The organism is Streptomyces yamdrokensis (genome assembly GCF_053890455.1).
On the sequence record NZ_CM132679.1, the window covers coordinates 6532726 to 6553681 of the forward strand.

The window sequence follows — 20956 nt, forward strand, 5'->3', positions numbered from 1 at the left end:
GCATGCCGACGAACGGTGTCCCCACCAGGATCACGCAGGACTCCCGGGCCAAGGGCGGCATCGGCGAGTCCACCCTCCGCCCCGACGGCACCCTCAAGGTCACCGGCGAGTTCGCGTACTCCTCCGACCTGTGGCACGAGGACATGCTCTGGGGCCAGATCCTGCGCTCCACGGTCGCGCACGCCGAGATCGTGTCCATCGACACGAGCGAGGCGCTCGCCACCCCGGGCGTCCACGCCGTGATGACGTACGACGACCTGCCGACCGACGTGAGGAACTACGGCCTGGAGATCCAGGACACCCCGGTCCTCGCGCACGGCAAGGTCCGCCACCACGGCGAGCCCGTCGCGATCGTCGCCGCCGACCACCCGGAGACCGCCCGCCGCGCCGCCGCCAGGATCAAGGTCGACTACCGCGACCTGCCCGTCGTCACCGACGAGGCCTCCGCGCTCGCCCCCGACGCGCCCCTCGTCCACGAGCACCGCGACGATCACCACAGCCACCACGTGGCCCATCCCAACATCGTCCACCGTCAGCCGGTCGTGCGCGGTGACGTGGCACGGGCCCGCGGGCGCGCCGACGTCGTCGTCGAGGGCGAGTACACCTTCGGCATGCAGGACCAGGCATTCCTCGGCCCCGAGTCCGGGCTCGCCGTCCCCGAGGAGGACGGCGGCGTCCACCTCTACATCGCCACCCAGTGGCTCCACTCCGACCGGCGCCAGATGGCGCCCGTGCTCGGCCTGCCCGAGGACAAGGTACGGATGACCCTGGCGGGTGTCGGCGGTGCGTTCGGCGGCCGCGAGGACCTGTCCATGCAGATCCACGCGTGCCTGCTCGCCCTGCGCACCGGCAAGCCCGTCAAGATCGTCTACAACCGTTTCGAGTCCTTCTTCGGCCACGTCCACCGCCACCCGGCCAAGCTCTTCTACGAACACGGCGCCACCCGCGACGGAAAGCTGACCCACGTCACGTGCCGCATCGTCCTGGACGGCGGCGCGTACGCCTCCGCCTCCCCGGCCGTGGTCGGCAACGCCGCCTCCCTCGGCATCGGGCCGTACGTCGTGGACGACGTCGAGATCGAGGCCCTCGCCCTCTACACCAACAATCCGCCCTGCGGCGCCATGCGCGGCTTCGGCGCGGTCCAGGCGTGCTTCGCCTACGAGGCCCAGATGGACAGGCTGGCCGGGCGGCTGGGCCTGGACCCGGTGGAGTTCAGACGGCTCAACGCCATGGAGCAGGGCGCGGTCATGCCCACCGGGCAGGTCGTCGACTCCCCGGCGCCGGTCGCCGAACTCCTGCGCCGCGTCAAGGCGATGCCGATGCCGCCCGAGCGGCAGTGGGAGAGCAGCGAGGGCACCGACGTGCGCCGGCTGCCCGGCGGCCTGTCCAACACGACCCACGGCGAGGGCATCGTACGCGGCGTCGGCTACGCGGTCGGCATCAAGAACGTCGGTTTCTCCGAAGGCTTCGACGACTACTCCACCGCACGCGTACGGATGGAGGTGGTCGGCGGTCGGCCCGCGGCCACCGTGCACACCGCGATGGCCGAGGTCGGGCAGGGCGGAGTCACCGTCCACGCCCAGATCGCCCGTACCGAGCTGGGTGTCGGCCAGGTGACCGTCCGTCCCGCCGACACCCGGGTGGGATCGGCCGGTTCGACCTCCGCCTCCCGGCAGACGTACGTCACCGGAGGCGCGGTCAAAAACGCCTGCGAGCTCGTCCGGGAGCAGGTCCTGGAGCTCGGCCGGCGCAGGTTCGGCTCGTACCACCCGGCGTGGGCGACGGCCGGACTGCTGCTGGAGGGCGGCAAGGTCGTCACCGGCGGCGGCGAGGTGCTGGCCGATCTGGTGGACGTCCTCGGGGACGAGGCCGTCGAGGTGGAGGAGGAGTGGCGGCACCGGCCGACCGAACCCTTCGACCTGCGTACCGGCCAGGGCAACGGCCATGTCCAGTACACCTTCGCCGCACACCGGGCCGTCGTCGAGGTCGACACCGAACTCGGTCTCGTCAAGGTGATCGAACTGGCCTGCGCCCAGGACGTGGGCAAGGCGCTCAACCCGCTGTCCGTCGCCGGCCAGATCCAGGGCGGCACCCTCCAGGGCCTGGGCGTGGCGGTCATGGAGGAGATCGTCGTCGACCCGAGGACGGCGAGGGTGCGCAACCCCTCCTTCACCGACTACCTCATCCCCACCATCCTCGACACGCCGGACATCCCCGTCGACGTGCTCGAACTCGCCGACGACCACGCGCCGTACGGGCTGCGCGGCGTCGGCGAGGCCCCCACCCTGTCGTCCACCCCGGCGGTCCTCGCGGCCGTCCGGGACGCGACCGGTCTCGAGCTGAACCGCACACCGGTCCGCCCGGAACACCTCACCGGCACCGTGTGACGCACCCACCGGCGCGGGGCAGCCGCCCGGGACGGACAACTGCCCCGGCCGCCACCGAGGCCCGCAGGCCCTTGCCGAGGAGACCGACAGATGCTGGACATCGCCGAGGAACTGCACCGGTGGGCCGTACAAGGCCGTGACTTCGCGGTCGCCACCGTCGTGGCGGTCACCGGCAGCGGGCCCCGCGGGCCCGGCGCCGCCCTGGCGGTGGACACCGACGGAACGGCCGTCGGCTCGGTCTCCGGCGGCTGCGTCGAGGGCGCTGTGTACGAGCTGTGCCGACAGGCCCTCCAGGACGGCGAAACCGTCCTCGAACGCTTCCGCCACAACGACGAGGACGCCTTCGCCGCCGGCCTGACCTGCGGCGGCGTCATCGACGTCCTCGTCACACCGGTACGGGCGGCCGACCCCGCCCGCCCGGTGCTCGCGTCCGCGCTCGCCGCCGCCGCGCGCGGGGAGGCGGCAGCCGTGGCGCGGATCGTGGGCGGCCCGCCCGACCTGGTGGGCCGCGCGCTCACGGTCCGCCCGGACGGCTCGTACGAGGGAGGCTTCGGCGCCCACCCGGAACTGGACCGCACGGCGGTGGCGGAGACAGGCGTGCTGCTGGAGGCGGGCCGCACCGGCATCCTGGAGATCGGCGCGCAGGGCTCGCGCTGCGGCGCCCCGGTGACGATCCTGGTCGAGTCGTCGGTCCCACCGCCCCGAATGATCGTCTTCGGGGCGATCGACTTCGCGTCGGCGCTGGTCCGGGCCGGTGCGTTCCTCGGCCACCATGTCACCGTGTGTGACGCGCGCCCCGTGTTCGCCACCCGGGCACGCTTCCCGGAGGCCGACGAGATCGTCGTCGACTGGCCGCACCGGTACCTGGAGCGCACCGAGGTCGACGCGCGTACGGTCCTGTGCGTCCTGACCCACGACGCCAAGTTCGACGTACCGCTCCTGCGGCTCGCCCTGCGCCTCCCGGTCGCCTACGTGGGCGCGATGGGCTCCCGCCGTACCCACCTGGACCGCGACGCCCGCCTGCGCGAGGCCGGCGTCACCGACCGGGAACTGGCCCGCCTGCACTCACCGATCGGCCTCGACCTCGGCGCCCGCACCCCGGAGGAGACGGCCGTGTCCATCGCCGCCGAGATCGTCGCCGCCCGCCGAGGAGGCACCGGCCTCCCCCTCACCGGCGCCCACACCCCGATCCATCGCGACAGCGACCGCGAACCCGGTCGTGCCTCCGCGTCCGTCGCCGGATCCGGTCCGACGGTGTGACGGACAAAGAGGCGCCGTCGGCGCGGACGCCCCCGTCCGCTGTCACGGCTGCCGCAGCAGGGTGTTCACCGCCCGGCCGAACACCCTGCGGGAGACGGCCCGCAGGGCCGGGTCGCAGAAGCCGGGCAGAAAGCGGACGCGCAGGTCCTCCCGCCACAGCACGCGGGTGCGGCCGCCAGGTCCCGGGCGGACCTCGATCTCCGCCCAGCCCCTGACCACACGGCCCCGCTTCTCCAGCCGGCACAGGCCGGGGGCACCGTCGGCCGGGGGCCGCCAGACGGTCACCTCCATCCGGTCGTCGAAGGCGACCGGGCCGAGGCCCGAGCGGGCGACGAAGACCGTGCCCTCACCAGTGGGCGGGGGAGTGGTCACGGTGACCCGGGTGAGCGGGACCGCCGCCCCGTGGCGGGGCCACTCCGTGAGCCGACGCCAGGCCTCGTCGAGCGGGAGGGGCGCCGTGCGCCGGAGATGGAAGGTGGCCACAGGGGGATCCTAGGCAATCGGGGCCGGCCGACGGGCCCGTAGGGGACGCGTCACCCGCCTGGCCCAGTCGGCGCGTGGGCTCACCGGGGGGCCGGCGCGGGCGCGGGCCGGGTACGGGGGCGTACCGGCAGCACCTGGCGCATCTGGTGTTCCGTGCGCTCGGCCACTTCGCGCGTCTCCGCCAGGACGTCCCCGAGCTCGCGCACGAGGCCCTCGTAGACCGGGAGACGAACGGGTCCGGACCGGCGCCCGGGAGCGTGTCCGGGACCGTGCGCGGATCCGTCGGGTCCATCGGTGCGACCGGTGTGATCGGTGCCGGTGGGATGGGAGGTCACTGAGGAGCCCTTCGTCGCGGGGTCGTTCCGGGTTCTGGCCTGCGGCATGTGAAAGGGGCCGCTTCTCAGGCCCCGTGGGACTCAGCGTCCGATGCCCGTCGCGGTGTTACACGTCCCCGTGGAATGTCCTGAACCGGACGCGATGACCGAGATGATCGAGGGGCGTTCCGGATCCGCTTCGGAGCCGTGCGCCGATGACGGGACGCCGGGAGAATGGATAGGGGGCGTTGCGGGCTGCTCGTGGAAGCCCGCAACGCCCCCTGGCAATCACCTGAGGGATACTCAGGACATCAGGTGGCGGCGATCACGTCAGCGGTCGCGGCGGTCCTCGTACTGCGGACGAGCCCGGACATCGGTCTCCTCATCGGTTGCCGGTGGGGATCGCGCGGGGTGGGGGGTTCGCACGAGGACCGGGCTACCGGCCCCGTGCGCCCGGCGAGCGGCACACCATTACGCTACGAGCCGCAGTGCGAGCCCCCAATGAGGGAACCCCCTACGGGAGCCGCACAGGGAAAACCCTCGGTCCCCGGGATCACTCCGTGCGGCGCCCCGCCGCCAGGCGGACGATGTCCACCCTCGAGCGGATGCCCAGTTTCCGGTACACCCGGGTGAGCGTCGCCTCGACCGTCTTGACGCTGATGAACAGACGGGCGGCGATCTCCCGGTTGGTGGCGCCCTCCATCACCAGCGAGGCGACCTGCCGTTCCATCGAGGCGAGACCGTCCAGCGCCGCCGAGGTGGCCACGGACACCGTCTCCTGCTCCACCGGACCGGCGGCCACGGCCGCGTCCACCTGCCGCAGCCAGGGCAGCGCGCGGCAGCGCCTGAACAGCCGGGCGGCCTCGTCGTACGGGGCATGACCCGGCACCGCCCCCGGGCGCCGGGCGCGCAGCCGGGCCAGCGCGAACGCGGCCCGCGCCTCCTCCAGTCCGTGCCCCAGCCGCCCCAGCCGCTCCTGCGCCGACGCCAACTGCTCCTGCGCGGTCTCGTGTTCCCCACGGGCCGCCCGCACCAGTGCCTCCGCGCGGTCCAGTACGGCGAGGACGCCCGCGCGGTCCAGCCGCAGCGCGTGCGCCCGGGTGAGGTTGATGAGTTCCTGCGCCTCGCCCGGCTCACCGATCCGGACCAGAGCCTCGGCGAGATCGCCGTGCCAGCGGCCCCGCGCCGGGTCGGTGATGCCCATGCCCTGTTCCAGTTCCCGCACCCGGCGCAGCGAGCGGACGGCGCCCGCCGCGTCCCCGGCGACCAACTGGGCGTAGCCGAAGGCGGCCAGCGCGCGCGAGAGGTACATCTGGTCGCCGTCCACCTCGGCATGGTCCGCGGCCTCCCGCGCCAGCGCCAGCGCCCGCTCCACGTCCCCGCCACAGGCCTCCGCGAGCGAGGCCAGCATCGCCGAGGCACCCTCCCCGATCCCGGCGTCCCGGGCCAGCCGCAGGCTCTCCCGGGCCAGGTCCAGGGCGCGGCCGCAGTGCCCGGAGCGCAGCTCCGTGTCGGCGAGGAAGCGCAGGAAGTGCACCTCGCTCTCGACCATGCCGCGCCGCCGCGCCTCACGCAGCAGCCCGGTGATGCTCTTACGGGCCTCGGGCAGCTGGTCGCTCATGAGCAGCCAGCGGAACCTGGCCATGCCCGCGCCGTTGTGGTGGCAGGCCACATACGGGTCCTGGGGTTCCCTCAGGGCCCGCTTGATGGTGGCCGGGGCGTCCGGGTGGCCCATCAGGGTCTCGGTGGACGACTGGAAGGACAGCGCCATCAGCTCGGTGCGCCGGTCCTTGCCCCGCGCCGCCAGGTCCGCCGCGTGCGCGGCCTCCCGCCGGGCCTTGTCGAAGTCGCCGTCGACCACCAGCTCCCGCCAGGCCAGCTGGTAGTGGACCAGGGCGAGCAGCCGCGGGTCGTCGCCCGCGTCGGCCAGTACCTGCGGGAAGACCGCGTCGACCTCACCGAGCGCCTGCCCGGCCGCCTCGATGACCACCATCCACGCCCGCACCCGCTCCGCGGGCACCGTGGCCCGGGTCAGCACCTCGCGCGCGATGTCCCGGGCGAGATCCGCCTCTCCCGCGATGATGGCGTCCTCGGCCGCCTGCAGCCGCCGCTCGTCCGGGCCCGGCGTGCCCTCGGCCGTGTCGGCCGGGGTGCGGCGGGCGGCCAGCAGCCCCAGCGAGGCGGCGACCGAGGGCGCCCCGCGGTCGCGGGCCAGCGTGGCGGCCTCGGCGAGCCGGGCCGCCACCTCCGGGTCGGTGCCGGTCGTGGCGAGCGCCAGATGCCGGGCCCGTTCGATGGGGTCGGAGGCCGCCGTGGACAGCGCCGCGTGAGCGGCCCGCCGCTCGTGCGCGGGGGCCTCCGCGTACAGCGCGGCCGAGATCAGCGGATGCGCGAACCGCAGCGCCGGCTCCTCCGGGTCCGTCGCCAGCAGCCCCAGCGCGGCGGCCTGGGCCGTCTCCTCCTCGGCGTGGTCCCGGCCGGCCGCGTGCAGCAGGGCCGGCGTGGGGCGGGCACCGGCGCTGGCCACCAGCAGGGTGCGCCGCGCGTCGTCCGACAGCATCTCCAGCCGGCTGAGGACCAGGGCACGCAGCGAGGTCGGCACCGGCAGCGGCTCGCCGGGGCGCGGCCGGGCCGGGCTCTCGGCCAGGGCACGGCCCAGTTCGAGCGCGAACAGCGGGTTGCCGTCGCTGGTGCGGTGGATGTCACGGACCGTGGTGCGGGACAGACCCGTGTAGCCGCGGTGGTCGAGCAGCGCTGACACCTGGGCACGGGAGAACGGGCCCAGCCGCACCACGTGCGTGTCCGGCGGGCAGGCCCGCAGATGACGGTCGTACTCCTGCCCTCCGGTGCCCTCGGCCCGCACGGCGCACAGCATCTGCACGGGCGCGTCGCCCAGGCGCCGGGCGGCGAAGCCCAGCAGCTCCGTGCTGGCCGAGTCCAGCCACTGCAGATCGTCCGCGACGATCAGGACGGGTCCCTCGGCGGCCAGCGCCCGCAGCGTGGACAGCACCGCCAGGCGCAGCGCGAGCCCGTCCTGCTGGAGCGTGGACTCGCCGCGGCCGGTGAGCGCCGACTCCAGGGCGGTGCGCTGCGCGGCGGGCAGCGCACCGGAGACCCTCTCGAGGACCAGCCCGAACAGATCCGCCAGCGCCAGGAACGGAAGGTGGGATTCGGACTCCGTGGCGGAGCAGCGCAACACCGTGGGCGCCCCACCCGCGTTTTCCGCCGCAAGTGCCCGCAGCACGGTCGATTTACCTATTCCGGCGGGCCCGTACAGCAGCACGCTGCCCCCGCGGGCCAGCTGCTCGCGCGCTTGGGCGAACGGTTCCTCCCTGCCGATGACCAGGTCGGAGCGGCACCTGGCAGGATCCTTGAAGTCCCGGCGCACGGTCACCGCTCCCTCCTGTGTCGTGTCCTGGCCAATATTAGGCAATGGGTCAGTTAAATCCGGAGGCGCGACGTCGTGAGGGAAATAACAGCGGACGCGCGGATGAAATCCAAAGTCCCTGCACACCGGTCGAAAACCCCGGCCCGCCGGTATTGCCGACCCCGCGAGAACACCGCAAACCTACGGCAACCGCCCCGCCCCGCGTGCGAAGACCACCGTCTCCCCACGCGGCCCCCTCGGTGGCCGTCCCGTCGCGTGCGCGGCTGATCCGCCGCCCCGCGGAGCAGCCCGTCGGGCCGGCTGCCACCTGTTCGCCCTTCGTGACGGCTCCCGAGTGAGCCCCCACCCCCTTTCGGGGTAGGTGAGACCTGCGTCACTGATCGGACGACGGGAGAGAGCCGCCCGGCAGGGTCCGGGACCGAGGAGGACGGAGCACCCATGACGACGGCGACGGAAGAGACCACATGACGGCGACGGCGACGGAGGAGTTCCGCAGGGCCCGGGACTTCCTGCTGGAACACCGCGACGACTACACCACGGCCTACGAGGGCTTCCGCTGGCCGCGTCCCGACCGCTTCAACTGGGCACTCGACTGGTTCGACGTGATCGCGGACGGCAACGACCGCATTGCCCTGCACCTCGTCGAGGAGGGCGGCGGGCGGACCGGGCTCTCCTTCGTCGAGCTGTCCCGCCGCTCGGACCAGGCAGCCAACTGGCTGAGGCAGCAGGGCGTACGGGCCCAGGACCGGGTGCTCGTCATGCTCGGCAACCAGGCCGAACTCTGGGAGACCGCGCTCGCCGCGATGAAACTGCGCGCCGTGGTCGTCCCCGCCACCCCGCTGCTCGGCCCCGCCGACCTGCGCGACCGCGTCGACCGGGGCCACGTCCGGCACGTGATCACACGCGCCGCCGACACCGCGAAGTTCGACGAGGTGCCCGGCGACTACACCCGCATCGCCGTCGGCGCGGGCGCCGGCGACGCCTGGCTGCCCTACGAGGACGTCTACGGCGCCGCAGAGCACTACGCGCCCGACGGGCCCACCCTCGCCGACGACCCTCTGATGCTGTACTTCACCTCGGGCACCACCGCACAGCCCAAGCTCGTCGAGCACACCCACACCTCGTATCCCGTCGGGCATCTGGCGACCATGTACTGGATCGGGCTCAAACCCGGCGACGTGCACCTGAACATCTCCTCACCCGGCTGGGCCAAGCACGCCTGGTCCAATCTGTTCGCCCCGTGGAACGCCGAGGCGACCGTCTTCCTGCCCACCTACACGCGCTTCGACGCCGCCCGGCTGATGACCGAGATGGACCGCGAGGGCGTCACCACCTTCTGCGCCCCGCCCACCGTGTGGCGCATGCTCATCCAGTCCGACCTGACCGGGCTGCGCACCCCGCCGCGCGAGGCGGTCGCCGCCGGCGAACCGCTCAACCCCGAGGTCGTCGAGCAGGTCCGGCGCGCCTGGGGCGTCACCATCCGCGACGGATTCGGCCAGACCGAGACGGCCGTCCAGGTCGCCAACAGCCCCGGCCAGCCCCTGCGGACCGGCTCCATGGGCCGACCGGGGCCCGGCTACCGCGTCGAGTTCCTCGACCCGGTCTCCGGCGCTCCCGGCGCCACCGAGGGCGAGATCGCGCTCGACCTGTCGAACCGGCCGGTGGGCCTGATGGCCGGTTACCACGGCGACCCCGACCGCACCGCCGAGGCCATGGCCGGCGGCTACTACCGCACCGGCGACATCGGCTCCCGCGACGCCGACGGCTACCTCACCTACGTGGGCCGCGCCGACGACGTGTTCAAGGCCTCCGACTACAAGATCTCCCCCTTCGAGCTGGAGAGCGCCCTGCTGGAGCACGAGGCGGTCGCCGAGGCGGCCGTCGTGCCCGCCCCGGACGAGCTGCGCCTGGCCGTGCCCAAGGCGTACGTCGTGCTCGCTCAGGGCCGCCGGCCCGGCCCGGACACCGCGAGGGAACTCTTCGAACACTCCCGCAAGGTGCTCGCCCCCTACAAGCGGATCCGCCGGCTGGAGTTCGGGGAGCTGCCCAAGACCGTTTCCGGCAAGATCCGCCGCATCGAGCTGCGTGAGGCCACGGCGGCGGGATCCGACGCCGAGTACCGCGAGGAGGACTTCCGGTGACCGTTCCCAGCCTCCGGTGACCGTTCCCAGCCGGTGAGCAGGAGTGGGTCCTGGACCCGTTCCTGGTCACTGCGGACGCCCCGAACGGTGCTGGGTGTCCTGGCGGACCGCGTCCGCTCCGCGTCCGGTGGCACGGGCCGTGTCCGTGGTCCGGGAACGCGGGGGCGGGGTCCCTCACGCCCGGGGGGTGTCCGGTCCGGCCTGGACGGTCCGATGCCCGCATCCATCGCTCCGGTGGGTGCGGGGCGGTGCCGTCCGACGCCGGATGGGACAGCCCTGGGCGCGTCGTCCGATCGCGATGCTCGCGGCGTCGTGCCGGCTGGTGCTGGCCAGTGGTTTCCGCCAGTGCTGGGCGCCCCACTTCGAGGTGTGGGCGGGGTCGACGGCGGTGATGCCGGTGGCGTCGGCCATGGAGGTCGGGCGGGCGCGGAGCCGGCCGGTGGGCATGCCGGCGATCAGCTGCCCGAACCGCTTCCTGCGGCCGTGTTCCGCGCGGGTTTTCCCGGCCGTGAAGTCCAGGTCCTCCACCGCGATCACCCGCGCACCGCAGCTCCGGGACCAGTGCAGCAGCAGCCGGGTCAGGGCGTGGCGGCCTGGGCGTCGCGGTGGTCGGCGTCGGTGTCCACACCGATCACCCCGCCGGCCGGCGCCGCCGGAGGGATCGTGCACGTGACGGGTTTCTGCCAGGAGGCGGTCACGTACCAGCGCACGCGGTCCACGTCGCAGGGGAGGGCCGAGGGGTGAGAGGCGGCTGCCGGGACAAGGGAAGTTTGGACAGTCGGGACGGGTACCGGGCGACGGTCCGGCGGAACAGCCTGCCCGTCATGCCGTCCGACACGGGGCAAACCACCTGACCCCGAAGCGGATCACCAGCAGTTGGGAGGCGTCGCCGACCTCCCCGCTACGGGGCCGCTTCACAGTTGGCCGTCGTCGCCCCGAGCAGTCGGCTGTCCTGTGGGTGGGGGAAGGCCACGCCGCGCGTTCCCCGGCGTCGTTCGCACGTGGGGCGATCACCGGTGCCGACATGGCGGAATGGGACAGATCGACGTTGGACATCCCCTGATGACTTCTGATCTCCTCTTCGGCATGACAGCACATCTCCGACTGCGACCAGGGGTCGCGGCGTTAACCGCTTCTGCGCTGCTGGGCGGCCTCGCTTGTGCGGCGGGTACCGTCCCCGGTGAGACGAGCGCCTCCGGTGTCGCCGCCCGGACGGAGAGCGACGCTCACTCCGGCCTCGACCTGGACAGGACGCTGCGGGAACTCGAGAAGTCCTACGGCGGGCGTATCGGCGCGGTGGGCATCGACCTTGGGACCGGCAGAACGGTCCGCTACCGGGCCGACGAGCGCTTTCCGTTCAACTCCATGTTCAAGGTGTTCGCGTGCGCGGCGGTGTTGCACAAAGCGCGCACCGACGCCCCCGGACTGATGGACGAGGTGGTTCGCTGGAAGCCTGCCGAGATGGCAGATCTGACCGCGAACTCCCCGGAGACCATTGAATACACCGACACAGGCATGACACCCGCACAGCTGTGCCGCGCCGGGATCACCAAATCCGACGGTTTCGCGGGCAACATGCTGCTGAAGCAGATCGGCGGGCCACGCGGGCTGACCGAGTTCTTCCGCGAGACCGGTGATCGGACGAGTCGCCTGGACCGGCCGGAGCCCGGGCTGACCGAGTGGAAGCCCGGCGAAACACGCGACACCACCACCCCTGCGGCGGCCGCCCGGACCTTCACCGAGCTCACCACCGGTAAGACCCTGCACGCCCGCGACCGGGCGCGGCTGGTCGGCTGGCTGAAGGCCAGCCTCACCGGCGCCAACCGGATCCGGGCGGGACTCCCCGAGGACTGGACGGTCGGCGACAAGACCGGCACCGGTGGCGCGAGAAACTACGGCACCGCCAATGACCTGGCGATCGTCTGGACACCCGGCTCGAACGCACCGATCGTCCTGTCGGTGTTCACCAACCGCGACTCCAACGGCACCCCGCACGACGACAAGGTGATCGCCTCCACCGCGACCGCGCTGGCCAAGGCCCTCGGCAGGGTGTGACCGGCCGTCGGGCCGTGACGCGGTCCGCGAGGTAAAGCGGCTCTCGAACGCGGACCAGTACGGGGCGCGTATCGGCCACGCCGGCCTCCCGCCACTGTCGCCGGCAGATCTCGTCCTCGGGGCCCGGTGCTGGTTCGTCCGGTGGCTGTCGGGGCGGCCACCGGACTGTTTCGTCCGGGAGGCGAGGACTCCGGTTTGCTCCGGCTGCCTTTGGCGGTTCCCCTTCCGCCGGTGGTGCACGGCGGGTGCGGGAAGCGACCGCCGGTTGCTCGACGGCCGGGGCCCGGCGGGCCCGCCGCCCGGATTTGTGCCCCCGGGGGCGAAGCAGCCCCGTGGCCGGGGCCCCGCGCCCACCGGCGGGCCGCGCCCGCCGTCAGCGCACGGCCGACGCCTTCCCCCGTGCCCGGTCCGAGAGGACGAGCCGACGGACGTGGTGGACCGGAGGCTCGGCCCCGAACAGCAGCCACCGAGGAGATCCGGACCCGGGCTCGTCCCGGCCTCGGGAAGGGCGTGCTCCGCCGCTGTTCCGATCACTGTGGGAGCAGGGTGACAGACGTCCGCTCGGGCCGTGTCGTGCGTCCCGCCTGCCCCGGCGATTTTGCCCGTTGGAGGCTTCTGGACATGCATACGCGCGGCCACCGGTCGAGCCCGTGCTCGCCCTCCTCGGCGCGGATCCGGCGCAGGCCGGGCGTGAGTCCGGTGTCGGTCAGCGTCCGGAAGCCGAGGCGGGCGTAGTACGGGGCGTTCCACGGGACGTCGGTGAAGGTGGTCAGGGTCAGGGCGGCCAGGCCCTGCGCGCGGGCCTGCCCGGCGGCGTGGGCGATCAGGGACCGGCCCACGCCCCGACGGGCGGCGCGCGGGTGGACCGAGACCTGCTCGACGTGCAACGCGTCGTCCACCGGCTCGGCGATCAGATACGCGGCGGGCCGGTCCCGTTCGTCGGCGGCGACCCAGCAGTGGCCCGCCCGCCGGTAGCGCTCGAGGGTGGCGAGGGCGGGCGGTTCGTCGTCGGCGATCTCCGGCATGCCCAGGGCGCGGAAGAGGGCGCCGGCGGTCCGTTCGATGTCCTGGAGGGCGGACAACTCGTCGGGGGCGGCGGGCCGGATGTGCGTACGCATGCGCCGAGTATCGGACGACGGGGGCGGGAACGTCCCCGGGTTTTCAGGCTTGCCCGAAGCGGGTCGCCCCCAGCGCGTAGGCCTGGGTGTTCACCGGCCGCGGGGTGCCGGTGCGGCCGAGCGGGAACAGCGGGACGCCGAGGCCGTCGGCGGGGCGCCGGTCACCGGCCTTCGGGCCGTCCAATCCCTTCCCCCTCTTCTTCCTCCACCTCCTCCCACGGGACGTGTGCCGTCAGCCGGAACACGCCTTGGGGGTGCCGTTCCGCGGCCAGCGTGCCGTTCACTTTGGATGGCCGGGGAGAGCCCCGACGCCCGTACCGCCGCGGTGACCGCACTGCTCTCGTCGAACGGTGCCCTGCGGACGCTCCGGCCCGCCCTCACCTGGTCGGCCGAGGTCCGTGAGCGTGCGAAGACGCTGGTGGAGAAGGGCATTTGGGGCGCTCAGGCCGTGAGCACGGCGGTGGCGCGGACCGCCGCGGCCGTCGCGGCGTCGAGCACCGCCGTCACGCTCGCCGTGGTCGCGTCGTAGGACCCGCCCGGCCCCGCACCACCGGCATCCCTCACGTCGCACACCTCGACTCCGAAGGAGATGTCGGAGGGTGGAGCGGCCCGGTGTCAGAAACCGCCCCCACCGCAACCGCTCCCGCCCCCGCAGTAATGGCTGCGGGTGGGGCCGCCGTAGGTCCCGGAGCCCCGGGAAGGCCGGAGCGGACTCCTGCCCCGGATCTCCACCCGGGCGGTGAGTCCCGCCCGGAGGGCGAAGCGCGGCACGAACACCCGCAGGCCCTCCTCACCGTGCAGCGCGACGGCGAACAGCGTGTCGTCCGGGGTGAGGCCGCGCCGGACGGCGGGGAGCGGATGGCGCTCCCGCAGGGCTCGCACCTCGCGGCGGGCGGCACGGGTCGGCCTGAGCAGGGGGTAGGTCAGCAACCCGGCTTCCGCGAGGCCGACGCGCACCTCGGCCGCCGCCCAGCGCACATCGGGGTGGCGTACCAACTCGCCCAGGCCGGTGGGTTCGTCGAGGGCGGCGCCATGCACCGCGCTCTCCAGGAACAGGGCCCGTTCCGCGTTTCCGACGGGCTCCGCACCGTCTGCGCCTTCGGTGGCCGGCGGGTCCAGCGGGACACCGACGGGCGGGAGGGGCGGCAGCGGTTGTCCTGTGCCACCGGTCTCCGTAGGGCGGGAGGTCCGTACCGTGCCCGGCGGGCCCGGTTCGAGGGCGCCCCGCAGATACAGGGCGACGACGGCGACGGTGACGGCGGCACGCGGGCCGTCGCAAAGCAGCGCGATCCCGTGCGGTGTCCGCCGAGCGTCGGTGCGGTGGGTGCTGTCGTCCACGGCTCCCCCTGAACCGGGGCCCGCCGCCCCCGTGCCGACGGGCCCCTTGTGCGGTTTCTGCCCGGCGGTGGGGGTGCCCGAAGCCTTTGGGGCACGGTTCAGAGGTTCATTTGAGGGTGCCGTAGGAGGGCTACGGCCGCTGCCGTAGCCCCGTAGGGATCAGGCCTCGTGGTGCTCCTCCGACAGGCCCGGCCAGTCCTCGGGACCGCCGCCCTGCCACTCGATGAGGTCGGTTCCCCCGACATCGGTGACGTAGAGATCGGCGAGCCGCAGAATCTCGCCCACGTCGTCGATGTGCGAGGCGACGCCCAGCGCCTCGTCGCCCGAGGTGACCCGGCGCGAGCCGTCCAACGCCGGGGAATGCACCACGATGTGCGGATGCTCCGTTGGATCTGCCATGCCTCCAGGCTGCTGCCCGCCGGATGGATCCGCACCCCGGACGGGGCCCCTGGAGCCGGTGGACGGCGTCGAGACCGTGTGGTGGGGGAGCGCGGTCCACTGCCTGCGCTTCGGCGTCGACGAGCGACTGCTGGTGATCGGGTCCTTTGACATGCCGTGTGCCGATCACGGCGGTGCCGGCGCGGACGATGTCCGGGAAGCGGACGGTCGTCAACGCGGTCTCCTCGGAAGGCGATGAGCGGTCGGATCCCGACGATGATGCGGAGGCAGGGGCCCGGGTGGGCAACTGCTTTACCGGGCCCGCATGTTGTCCTCGCCCCGTCTCCAGGCGCCGGATCGGCCGGGGGACGCGCCGAGAACGGAGCGTCCCCCGGCCGCCGCCGTGCACCTCTTCGGCGCTTCGCCGACCGCGCGCCCCACACCGAACACCGTCGCACGGCCGGGCTGCGTCGGGGGGCGCGGTCCATGAAGGACCGCGCTCCTCGGCCCGGACCACGACCGAGGCGGCTCAGGCGCCCGAACGGGCATCCGTCTGCAGGCGGCGGCGCAGGGTGGAGGCGAAGTCCTCGGCCATCTCCAGCCGGGCCCGCAGGGTCTCGCAGCGTGCGTCGGCCACCTTGCGGTAGGAGTCCAGCCGCTCCCGCAGGCGCTCGAGCTCCCCGCCCGCGGGCCGGTCGTCGGTGGCGGCGAGCCGGTCGGTGATCTCCAGCAGGTCCCGCATCTCCTCCAGGGAGAAGTCCAGCGGCTTCATCCGGCGGATCACCATCAGCCGCGCCACGTCGGCCTCCGCGTACAGCCGGAAGCCGCCCTTGCTGCGTGCCGAGGGAATGACCAGGCCCACCTCCTCGTAGTGCCGGATGGTGCGCAGCGACAGACCGGTCCGCTCGGCCACCTCGCCGATCTGCATGTGCCGCTCGCTCATCGCCGCACCTTCTCCTTCACATCTCCGCCTGTTTACGAAACCGTCAAGTTCTTGAGTCCGCGTGAGAACAATCACAGGATCTTGGAGGCTGTTTACCTGCTTTTCATAAGCAGACAAACCTCACCCTCCCCTTACGTCGGGGTACAGTTTCCTCTGTGCTCGTCCCCGCCGCCCGGCGCGTGGCAGGAGCGCAACCGCCGTGGCGAGGCCCCGACCGGGCCCGGACGGCACCCGAAGACTTCCGGGTAATGATGCCCGACCGGCAACCGTGGGGTTGCCGCCCTGTCCGGCACGGCCCCGCCAAGGCGGCCGGACCGCCGGAGAGTCCGCATCCTGTGGAATCGGTACGACGCGCGTGTGCGTCCAGCGGCATGGACGTGTGCGCCCGAACAGAAACGGTTGCATGTCCTCACCGCTGTCCGCGGCCCCCAAGCTGCGCATGTCCAAGCCCGACTGGCTGGCCTCCCCGAAGATCCTCCGTACCGAGGTGCTGGCCGGGCTGGTCGTGGCCCTGGCCCTGATCCCGGAGGCCATCTCCTTCTCGATCATCGCCGGTGTCGACCCCGGCGTCGGCCTGTTCGCCTCGTTCACCATGGCGGTCGTCATTTCCGTCGTGGGTGGCCGCAAGGCGATGATCTCCGCCGCCACCGGCGCGATCGCCCTGGTCATCGCCCCGCTCAACCACGAGTACGGCCTCGGCTACCTGATCGCCGCCGTCATCCTCGCCGGTGTCTTCCAGGTGATCCTGGGCGCGCTCGGCGTGGCCAGGCTCATGCGCTTCGTGCCCCGCTCGGTGATGGTCGGCTTCGTCAACGCGCTCGCCGTCCTGATCTTCATGGCCCAGGTGCCGGAGATGCGCGACGTCCCCTGGGCGGTCTACCCGCTCATCGTCGCCGGCCTGGCCCTGATGGTGTTCTTCCCCAAGGTCACCAAGGTGATCCCGGCGCCGCTGGTCTCCATCGTCGTGCTGACCGTCATCACCGTCGCCGCCGGCATCGCGGTCCCCTCGGTCGGCGACAAGGGCGAGCTGCCGTCCTCCCTGCCCGTCCCGGGCCTGCCGGACGTCCCCTTCACCATGGACACCCTCACCACCATCGCCCCCTACGCCCTCGCCATGGCGCTGGTGGGCCTGATGGAGTCGCTGATGACGGCCAAGCTGGTCGACGACATCACCGACACCCACTCGGGCAAGACCCGCGAGTCCATCGGCCAGGGCATCGCCAACATCGTCACCGGCTTCTTCGGCGGCATGGGCGGCTGCGCCATGATCGGCCAGACGATGATCAACGTACGGGTCTCCGGCGCCCGCACCCGCCTGTCCACCTTCCTCGCGGGCACGTTCCTGATGGTGCTGTGCATCGTCTTCGGCCCCGTCGTCTCCGACATCCCCATGGCCGCCCTCGTCGCCGTCATGATCATGGTGTCGGTCGCCACCTTCGACTGGCACTCCATCCAGCCCAGGACGCTCAAGCGCATGCCGCTGGGCGAGACCGTCGTCATGGCGACCACGGTGGTCGTCGTGGTCACCACCCACAACCTGGCCATCGGCGTCGTCGTCGGCACCGTCGCCGCGATGATCATCTTCGCCAAGCGGGTGGCCCACCTGGCCAACGTCTCCGGGGTGGTCGACCCCGACGGCAAGCAGGTCGTCTACTCGGTCACCGGCGAACTGTTCTTCGCCTCCTCCAACGACCTCGTCTACCAGTTCGACTACAAGGACGACCCGGACGACGTGGTGATCGACCTGTCGGGCACCCACATCTGGGACGCCTCCTCCGTCGCGGCCCTGGACGCCATCGAGACCAAGTACGCCCAGCGCGGCAAGAAGGTCACCATCGTCGGCCTCAACGCACCCAGCGCCGACATGCACCAGCGCCTCGCCGGACAACTCACCGGCGGCCACTGACAGGCGAACCGGCCGCCCTGCCCTGCCACTGATCACTCAGTGGCAGGGCAGGGCGGCCTTCGGCACGCGGACCGGGGCGTCTGCGCGGACCGGTCCGCCCGGCTCGCGCGCGGCCCGCCGCCTTTGGACGGGAGGGCCGCCCGACGGGGAAAGCGGCCCGGACGGCCCGTGGAGCCTCTTAACACGCGCCTGTTTTCGTGCCGGCCACATAGACGGTGTTGGCCGACGTACCGCCCTGCAGGGGGTTGGTGAACTCGACGACATGTGCCGCTGACTCCGCGAAGACCTCGGTGAGCGCGGAGAGGAACTGCTCGTCGGGCGGGTCGTTCGACCACAGGGCGAACACACCGCCGGGGCGGAGATGCCCGGCGAGAGCGCGGAGCCCGGACGGCTGGTAGAGCGCGGCGTGGCGCGGGTGGAGCACATCGCGCGGCGAGTGGTCGACGTCCAGCAGGATGGCGTGGAACCGGAGGTCGGGTTCCTCCGGGTCCAGTCCGCCGGTGCCGGCGGCCATCGCGAAGAAGTCGCCGTGGACCAGGCGGCAGCGGGAATCCGACGCCAGCCCGGCCCCGAGGGGGACCAGGCCCCGCTGGTGCCAGTCGATGACCTCCGCGAGTGCGTCGATCACCGTGAGCGTGCGGACACGGGGGTCGTCCAGTGTCGCCCGGGCGGTGTACCCGAGCCCCAGCCCGCCGACGACGACATCCAGTTCGGTGTTCGGCAGCTTCGCCAGACCCAGCTCCGCCAGCGCGATCTCGCCGGCGGTGAAGAGGCTGGACATCAAGAACTCGTCGCCGAGCTTGACCTCGTACACATCCTCGCCCGAGACCGGATGACGGCGCCGTCGCAGACTGATCTCACCGATCGGTGTCTCCTGCCAGTCGAGCTCCTCGAAGCGCGGACTCATCCGTCCACCTTTCCGATGTCCGTTGGGTACGGGGCAGTGCCGCTGAGATGGCGCCTGGTGGCCCCCGCCCGGGGGCGGGGGCGGCCTCGTCAGGCGTCGATGATGACGGGGATGATCAGCGGCCTGCGGCGGTGGGTGCGGAAGGCCCAGTTGGCCACGGCGCGGGCGACGAGCTGTTCGAGCTGGTGGGCGTCGCCGACGCCTTCCTGGGCGGCGGTGGCCAGCGTCTTCTCGATGACGGGGACGACGGGTTCGAAGGTGGTCTCGTCGTGGACGAAGCCGCGGGCCAGGAAGTCGGGTGCCTCGGCCAGTGCGCCGGTGTCGGCGTCGACGATGGCCACGACGGTCACGACGCCTTCCTCGGCCAGGGTGAGGCGGTCCTTGAGGGATGCCTCGGTGGCGCCGCCGACCTCCATGCCGTCCACGTAGACGTTGCCCGCGGGTACCTTGCCGGTGATGGAGGCGCGGCCGTCGACGAGGTCGACGACGACGCCGTCCTCGGCGATGACGACCCGGTCGGGGTCGACGCCGGTGCGGATGGCGAGGTCGGCGTTGGCGCGCAGGTGGCGGAACTCGCCGTGGACGGGCATGACGTTGCGGGGTTTGACGATGTTGTAGCAGTAGACGAGTTCGCCGGCGCTGGCGTGCCCGGAGACGTGCACCTTGGCGTTGCCCTTGTGGACGACGCGGGCGCCCCAGCGGGTCAGTCCGTTGATCACCCGGTAGATGGCGTTCTCGTTGCCGGGGATCAGGGAGCTGGCGAGCAGGACGGTGTCGCCCTCGCCGACGCGGATCTGGTGGTCGCGGTTGGCCATCCGCGACAGGGCCGCCATCGGCTCGCCCTGTGATCCGGTGCATACCAGGGTGATCCGGTGGTCGGGGAGTTTTTCCAGTTCCCTGGTGCTGACGACCAGCCCGGAGGGGATCTTCAGATAGCCCAGCTCGCGGGCGATGCCCATGTTGCGGACCATGGAGCGGCCCACGAAGGCCACCTTGCGGCCGTGCTGGTGGGCGGCGTCCAGGACCTGCTGGATGCGGTGCACGTGGCTGGCGAAGCTGGAGACGATGACCCGCCGGGGGGCGGTGCGCATCACCTGCTCGATCGCCGGGTTCAGCTCGCGCTCGGAGGTGGTGAAGCCGGGGACCTCGGCGTTGGTGGAGTCGGTGAGGAAGAGGTCGACGCCCTCCTCGCCCAGGCGGGCGAAGGCGCGCAGGTCGGTGATGCGCTCGTCGAGGGGGAACTGGTCCATCTTGAAGTCGCCGGTGTGCAGCACCATGCCGGCTCCGGTACGGATCGCCACGGCGAGCCCGTCCGGGATGGAGTGGTTGACCGCGACGAACTCGCAGTCGAAGGGGCCAAAGCCCCGCCGGTCGCCCTCCTTGACCCGTACCGTCCGCGGCCGGATGCCGTGCTCCTTGAGCTTGGCCTCCAGGAACGCCAGCGTCAGCTTGGAGCCGACCACGGGAATGTCGGAGCGCTCGCGCAGCAGGTAGGGCACGCCCCCGATGTGGTCCTCGTGTCCGTGGGTCAGGACGACGGCCGCGATGTCGTCCAGGCGGTCCCTGATCGAGGTGAAGTCGGGAAGGATCACGTCCACCCCGGGCTGCGTCTCCTCGGGGAACAGGACCCCGCAGTCCACGACGAGCAGCTTGCCGGCGTGCTCGAAGACGGTCATGTTGCGGCCGATTTCGCCCAGGCCGCCCAGGGCGGTGACCCTCAGCCCTCCTTCGGGCAGGGGAGGGGCGGCTTTGAGTTCGGGGTGCGGATGGCTCATATCCCGACGTTATCGGAGAGCTCTCCGAGGTGGCTCCCCGCCTGCCCCGTGGAGCGCCGAAACGGGCGCGTGGAACGCGCCTGGGTAGGGTGATGACCGGGGCGTCGTCCGCGCCCGGTCCGAAGTATACGGCGAAGCGTGGATCGTGCGAGGGCGTGAGACCGTTGGGGCGGTGCGGCGTCAGCCGCGGTTCCTGACGAGGCGGGACCGCGGTGGTCCGCCCGTCCCGGGTCTTGTTCTGCGGGGCTTCCCGGTGCCGGTGCGGGATCGGGCGGCCGGTGACACGGTCGGCTTTCGCTCGTGGACGGTCGTGTGCGGCGCCGGCCCTCGGGGAAAGAGGGCCGGCGCCACTTGACGACGAAGACGGCGGCGGCCCGTCGGGCCCACCGCCGTGAGGGATCGGTAACCTACCCTGACGTCAAAGTAGGTTGCTGGTTCGGTGAGAGAGTGGGTACGCGGGGCGAGGCGGTGCGGAGTACGCGGCCGCCGGGCTTCTGCCCGAAGGACGTACGGGCCGGTCCGGAGCCGCTGGAGCGGCTTCCCCCCGACGGTTCGCCCTTGCC

At 72.4% G+C, this 20956-nt stretch carries 16 protein-coding genes and 1 pseudogene; 6 read left to right on the top strand and 11 right to left on the bottom strand.

Annotation, left to right across the window (positions count from 1 at the left end; translation table 11 throughout):
• Positions 1-2: 2 nt before the first annotated feature.
• Together ACWZEH_RS28870 and ACWZEH_RS28875 are read left to right on the top strand one after the other, a co-directional pair.
• On the top strand, positions 3-2387 hold the full coding sequence (locus tag ACWZEH_RS28870; protein ID WP_456194001.1) for a xanthine dehydrogenase family protein molybdopterin-binding subunit: 2385 nt from the start codon (positions 3-5) through the stop codon (positions 2385-2387).
• 90 nt (positions 2388-2477) lie between these two features.
• A complete protein-coding gene (locus ACWZEH_RS28875; protein ID WP_456194002.1) occupies positions 2478-3647 on the top strand; it encodes an XdhC family protein in 1170 nt (389 codons plus the stop codon).
• 42 nt (positions 3648-3689) lie between these two features.
• On the opposite strand, the gene ACWZEH_RS28880 is transcribed toward ACWZEH_RS28875, so the two are convergent.
• From ACWZEH_RS28880 to ACWZEH_RS28890, 3 genes are all read right to left on the bottom strand, one after another.
• Complete coding sequence (locus ACWZEH_RS28880; RefSeq protein ID WP_456194003.1) at positions 3690-4130, bottom strand: SRPBCC family protein; 441 nt, start codon at positions 4128-4130, stop codon at positions 3690-3692.
• Positions 4131-4210: 80 nt separating this feature from the next.
• Positions 4211-4336 carry a hypothetical protein gene (locus ACWZEH_RS28885; RefSeq protein WP_456194004.1) on the bottom strand — a complete coding sequence of 42 codons (126 nt, stop codon included), beginning with the start codon at positions 4334-4336 and terminating at the stop codon, positions 4211-4213.
• Between the two features lie 661 nt (positions 4337-4997).
• A complete protein-coding gene (locus tag ACWZEH_RS28890) occupies positions 4998-7838 on the bottom strand; it encodes a helix-turn-helix transcriptional regulator (protein ID WP_456194005.1) in 2841 nt (946 codons plus the stop codon).
• Between the two features lie 458 nt (positions 7839-8296).
• Between ACWZEH_RS28890 and ACWZEH_RS28895 the strand changes: the two genes are divergently transcribed.
• The gene (locus tag ACWZEH_RS28895; RefSeq protein WP_456194006.1) at positions 8297-9973 is read left to right on the top strand and encodes an AMP-binding protein; all 1677 of its coding nucleotides are present in this window, start codon (positions 8297-8299) and stop codon (positions 9971-9973) included.
• A gap of 29 nt (positions 9974-10002) precedes the next feature.
• Here ACWZEH_RS28895 and ACWZEH_RS28900 read toward each other — a convergent pair.
• Positions 10003-10695 (bottom strand): annotated as a pseudogene (locus tag ACWZEH_RS28900) (IS200/IS605 family accessory protein TnpB-related protein); the annotation flags it as partial.
• Positions 10696-11059: 364 nt separating this feature from the next.
• Between ACWZEH_RS28900 and bla the strand changes: the two are divergent.
• Positions 11060-12028 (top strand): class A beta-lactamase, encoded by a 969-nt coding sequence (gene bla, locus ACWZEH_RS28905; protein ID WP_456194007.1) that lies wholly within the window; start codon positions 11060-11062, stop codon positions 12026-12028.
• 530 nt (positions 12029-12558) lie between these two features.
• Here the strand turns inward: bla and ACWZEH_RS28910 are convergent.
• Entirely contained in the window at positions 12559-13146 is a 588-nt protein-coding gene (locus ACWZEH_RS28910) for a GNAT family N-acetyltransferase (protein WP_456194008.1), read from the bottom strand.
• Positions 13147-13189: 43 nt separating this feature from the next.
• The gene (locus ACWZEH_RS28915; RefSeq protein ID WP_456194009.1) at positions 13190-13330 is read right to left on the bottom strand and encodes a hypothetical protein; all 141 of its coding nucleotides are present in this window, start codon (positions 13328-13330) and stop codon (positions 13190-13192) included.
• Between the two features lie 42 nt (positions 13331-13372).
• Between ACWZEH_RS28915 and ACWZEH_RS28920 the strand changes: the two genes are divergently transcribed.
• The gene (locus tag ACWZEH_RS28920) at positions 13373-13675 is read left to right on the top strand and encodes a GPP34 family phosphoprotein (protein ID WP_456194010.1); all 303 of its coding nucleotides are present in this window, start codon (positions 13373-13375) and stop codon (positions 13673-13675) included.
• Positions 13676-13761: 86 nt separating this feature from the next.
• Here the strand turns inward: ACWZEH_RS28920 and ACWZEH_RS28925 are convergent, their stop codons facing one another.
• The 3 genes from ACWZEH_RS28925 to ACWZEH_RS28935 form a co-directional block, all read right to left on the bottom strand.
• Positions 13762-14484 carry a TIGR04222 domain-containing membrane protein gene (locus ACWZEH_RS28925; protein ID WP_456194011.1) on the bottom strand — a complete coding sequence of 241 codons (723 nt, stop codon included), beginning with the start codon at positions 14482-14484 and terminating at the stop codon, positions 13762-13764.
• Positions 14485-14643: 159 nt separating this feature from the next.
• Positions 14644-14883, bottom strand: coding sequence for a hypothetical protein (locus ACWZEH_RS28930; protein ID WP_456194012.1), 240 nt, complete (start codon positions 14881-14883; stop codon positions 14644-14646).
• A gap of 508 nt (positions 14884-15391) precedes the next feature.
• Complete coding sequence (locus ACWZEH_RS28935; RefSeq protein WP_456194013.1) at positions 15392-15805, bottom strand: MerR family transcriptional regulator; 414 nt, start codon at positions 15803-15805, stop codon at positions 15392-15394.
• 403 nt (positions 15806-16208) lie between these two features.
• On the opposite strand from ACWZEH_RS28935, the gene ACWZEH_RS28940 reads away from it, so the two are divergent.
• Positions 16209-17711, top strand: coding sequence for a SulP family inorganic anion transporter (locus ACWZEH_RS28940; RefSeq protein WP_456194014.1), 1503 nt, complete (start codon positions 16209-16211; stop codon positions 17709-17711).
• Between the two features lie 178 nt (positions 17712-17889).
• Here the strand turns inward: ACWZEH_RS28940 and ACWZEH_RS28945 are convergent, their stop codons facing one another.
• The gene (locus ACWZEH_RS28945; protein ID WP_456194015.1) at positions 17890-18618 is read right to left on the bottom strand and encodes a polyamine aminopropyltransferase; all 729 of its coding nucleotides are present in this window, start codon (positions 18616-18618) and stop codon (positions 17890-17892) included.
• Between the two features lie 89 nt (positions 18619-18707).
• Complete coding sequence (locus ACWZEH_RS28950) at positions 18708-20393, bottom strand: ribonuclease J (RefSeq protein WP_456194016.1); 1686 nt, start codon at positions 20391-20393, stop codon at positions 18708-18710.
• Positions 20394-20956: the final 563 nt, after the last annotated feature.